2 protein-coding genes are annotated in these 4282 nt (G+C 49.1%); both read right to left on the reverse strand.

Annotated features, from left to right (window positions below; genetic code table 11):
- On the reverse strand, positions 1-2971 hold a 2971-nt coding region (locus STRDD11_RS10060), incomplete at its 3' end, for an SIALI-17 repeat-containing surface protein (RefSeq protein WP_128837320.1).
- 205 nt (positions 2972-3176) lie between these two features.
- Entirely contained in the window at positions 3177-4250 is a 1074-nt protein-coding gene (locus tag STRDD11_RS10065; RefSeq protein WP_128837193.1) for a hypothetical protein, read from the reverse strand.
- Between the last annotated feature and the right edge of the window lie 32 nt (positions 4251-4282).

The raw sequence follows: 4282 nt of genomic DNA on the forward strand, positions 1-4282 counted from the left end.
CTACGCCGGGAGTGGCAATCTTGCGGGCACCTTGCACAAGCTCGTCCGTTTCTTCTTCACGAATAGCGAAGGTGATTTTCTCTACACGCGTTTCGTCAGTATAAGTCAGCGGGTACTCTGGCAGAGCGTCCGCTTGCGGTGCATCATTGGGCACCAGACTGGACTTGGCCGTGCCGACCTTGACCACCTGATTCACTGGGGCCAAGGTCTCTGCATTGGACAGCTCCTGACGGTCAACTTCCTGGCCGTTAGAACTGTAAACGCGGGTCGTGATCGTCCGCTCACCTTGCACGCCGGGAGTGGCAATCTTGCGGGCACCTTGCACAAGCTCGTCCGTTTCTTCTTCACGAATAGCGAAGGTGATTTTCTCTACACGCGTTTCATCAGTATAGGTCAGCGGGTACTCTGGCAGGGCGTCCGCTTGCGGAGCCTCATTGGGCACCAGACTGGACTTGGCCGTGCCGACCTTGACCACCTGATTCACTGGGGCCAAGGTCTCTGCATTGGACAGTTCCTGACGGTCGATTTCTTGGCCGTTAGAACTGTAGACGCGGGTCGTAATCGTCCGCTCACCTTGCACGCCGGGAATGATGACTTGACGAGCTCCCTCAGCTAATTCATCAGTATATTGCTCTTCAATATCGAAAGCAATTTTCTCTACACGCGTTTCGTCAGTATAAGTCAGCGGGTACTCTGGCAGGGCGTCCGCTTGCGGTGCATCATTGGGCACCAGACTGGACTTGGCCGTGCCGACCTTGACAATCTGGGTCACAGGGGACAGCGTTTCGACATTAGACAGTTCCTGACGGTCGATTTCTTGGCCGTTAGAACTGTAGACGCGGGTCGTAATCGTCCGCTCGCCTTGCACGCCGGGAGTGGCAATCTCGCGGGCACCTTGCACAAGCTCGTCCGTTTCCTCCTCACGAATAGCGAAGTTGATTTTCTCTACACGCGTTTCATCAGTATAGGTCAGTGGGTACTCTGGCAGGGCGTCCGCTTGCGGTGCATCACTTGGTACCAGATTTGGTTTCCTTGTTCCAACTTTGATAATCTGATTGACTGCTGCAAGGATTTCTTCATCTGATAAAACTTGACGGTCAACTTCCTGGCCGTTAGAGGTATAGATGCGGGTTGTGATAGCTCGCTCCCCTTGTACTCCAGGTGTGATAATTTGGCGGGTCCCCTCAGGAATGTCATCTGTATACTGCTCTTCAACTGAAAAATCTATCTTTTCTCTTCTTGTTTCATCCCTTGCAGTCAGCTCTAATTCTGGCAATTCTTCTACTGGGGCAGTATCAGGTGCGGTTCCATACTCAGTTGCTTCCGGAACTTCTTGAACGGGCGCAGTATCTGGAACAGTGCCGTATTCGGTCGCTTCCGGAACTTCATGTACTGGAGCAGTATCGGGAACAGTGCCGTATCCGGTCGCTTCCGGAACTTCATGAACGGGCGCGGTGTCAGGAGCAGTGCCATATTCGGTCGCTTCCGGAACTTCATGAACGGGTGCTGTATCAGGTGCGGTTCCATACTCAGTTGCTTCCGGAACTTCATGTACTGGAGCAGTATCAGGAACAGTGCCATATTCGATCGCTTCCGCTATTTCATGAACGGGTGCTGTATCAGGTGCGGTTCCATACTCAGTTGCTTCCGCTATTTCATGAACGGGCGCAGTATCTGGAACAGTGCCGTACTCGGTTGCTTCCGCTACCTCATGTACTGGGGCAGTATCAGGAACAGTGCCGTACTCGGTTGCTTCCGCTACCTCATGTACTGGGGCAGTATCGGGCGCGGTTCCATACTCGGTTGCTTCTGGTATTTCATGCACAGGCGCAGTGTCTGGAACAGTGCCGTAATTGGTTAATTCAGGCACTTCTTGGACAGGTGCTTCTTTTGGCACATAATTGGCCGCCGCAGTGCCGACCATGATGATTTCCGAAACGGGTTCGGCAGTGACTTGGTCAGAAATCAGCTCACTTTTCACAATTTGCTGACCGGCGCTGTAGTTGCGAGTCACGACTGTCCTCGTACCTGCAATACCCGCACGAATCACCTGAGACTGCCCCTGGGCCAGCTGATCCGAATATTGATACTCAGTTTGATAAGGCAAGCTCTGAGTCTGGGTGGTATCGTCACTTGTGATTTTCAGCTCGGGTACTTCATGGGTAGGAGAAAGCCGGGCAAACTGACGTTCTTGAGCAGCAATAACTTCCTTTTCTTGCTCAGTCAGTTTTTCCGCTTCATCAGTGACCGCCGTATTGGTCGTGCCAGTATTTTCTGGCTGGATAGCTGGCTGCTGATCCACTTCGACAGCTGACCATTCCTTTTGAACCGCAGGAAGCTGATGGCTTCCTGTTTGAGCTCCCTTGTCCTGCTCGCCGCTCTTCAGATAGCCGACATATTCAAAGCCAGTAATATCCAAAGGCTCAGGCAGCTTGTCTCCCACAGCCAAATTCAGCCTTTGATTATAAGCAGCCAATTCAATATTGGTCACTGCAAAGACAGAAGGAGCCAGAAGGATCGAGCCCAGTCCTGTCACCAGCAAAATCGAAGACAGGTATCTCTTGCCATTTCTGCCTCTAGCGATGACCAGAACCGCCAAGGTCACCCCTGCAACTGCGAAGGTCGCTTCCCAAAGTCCTGAGTAGCCTGTCCGCGGCAGATTTTCCGATGAAATCCCCTGAGTCTTTGGACGGTAGACCAGATAATACGCATCCGCACTTTCCTCCACAAACTTTGGAAGTTCCTTCACAACTGCACTTTTCTCAGCTTCGGTCAGCTCCGACTCTACTACATAGTGATAATGGACTGGGACGGATTTATCAGCCGAAACTTCTGCAGCCTCGACAGTGCTGACATTCCCCCCTATGGCAGTGCTCAAAAAGAAGCTTCCAATCGTAGCGGAAACCAATCCTACTGATAATTTCCTAAAAGAATAGCGCTGGAGTGTATCGCCAGTGACTCTTTTTTCCATAAAATTCCCTTTTCTTTATAAAATAATCTCTTTCAAATTTTACTGGATTTTCACTCAAAATTCAATCCTTTTGCTTAAAAAAATATCTTTTATCCCTGAAAGTATTTCATTTTTGAACAGCTGAAAAACAACTGTTCATTTTTCAATACCAAAAAAAGATTCCGCAAAGGGAATCCGATGAAGCAATATTTTTTTCTCTCTGTAATCAGCTGTTTAAATCCTGTTCAAAAAGACCATACTCATGCTTCTTACCCTGCAGTTCTGCTGCATAATAGCGGGTGACTGTCTTTTGATGAATCAAGGCACCGATAGCTGAAGCCTGTCGCTTCTGTGCTTCTTTAAAAATCGGATAGGCCAAGGCAGAGCCCAACCCCAAGAATTGCTCATCTACTCCTAGATACATAATCGTATAACGTTTTGGAAAACGCTTGGTCCAAAAAAGCTTGGCTAGGTTAAGCGGAGTCAGTTTTTGATAAACCAGAGAACCGTAGTCCGGCATGGCAATCAGAAAACCAGCTAGCTTGCCCTCCTTATAGGCCAGCTTAACCATAGAAAAATCAAGAATATACTGGTATTTTTGAAAAATCTGACTGAACTGCTGACTAGAAATTGACCGATAAATCGGAAAATCTTGATAGAGGCGATTGAGGAGCTCAAAAACCTGCAGCGAAGCTTCTTCCCACTCCTGCTTCTTTGGAGAGCAAATGGTGAAATCCGCTTCTTCAAAAGACTCAAAGCGATGAGCCAGCTTGTCCTGATGAGTTTGATTGCTGACCTTGGGATAAAAATTGGATAGATAGCGCTCCTTGATCTCAAAACCAGCTTCCTGCCATAGCTGAGGATAATAGGCTGGATTATGAGGCTCCCCTGTAAAAGGGAGCTCCTCTGTTCCAGTCAGCTGCATTCGATAACCCAGCCAAAAACTTGCCTGTACGGGACCGATAATCCTGCTAGCTCCGAGACTGCGAGCAAAACCTGCTAAATGCTCGATAAAAGCAGATGCAATCTGTTGATCATTGATCGACTCGAAAAATCCCAAGTAAGCAGCCTCATCATCTGGATAGAAGGTCAGAAGCCCTCGAATACAAGGCCGACTGTCCACATAGCCAATAAAAGCATAGGTTTCTAAGTCAGAACTCAGCGGGTGACTGCCCTCAATCAAAGCCAGCTCTTCCTCTTCCGACTGCATGAGGTGGTCTGGCTGGTAAATCTGTTTGGGCAGGGCTAGAAAATCGTCCAGCTCTACAGTATTAGGTTTGACTGGTTTAATTTCCAGCATGGTCTTCCTCCTTGATTAGTCGAATCTTGCCA

The organism is Streptococcus sp. DD11 (assembly GCF_001578865.1).
Classification (GTDB): domain Bacteria; phylum Bacillota; class Bacilli; order Lactobacillales; family Streptococcaceae; genus Streptococcus; species Streptococcus panodentis.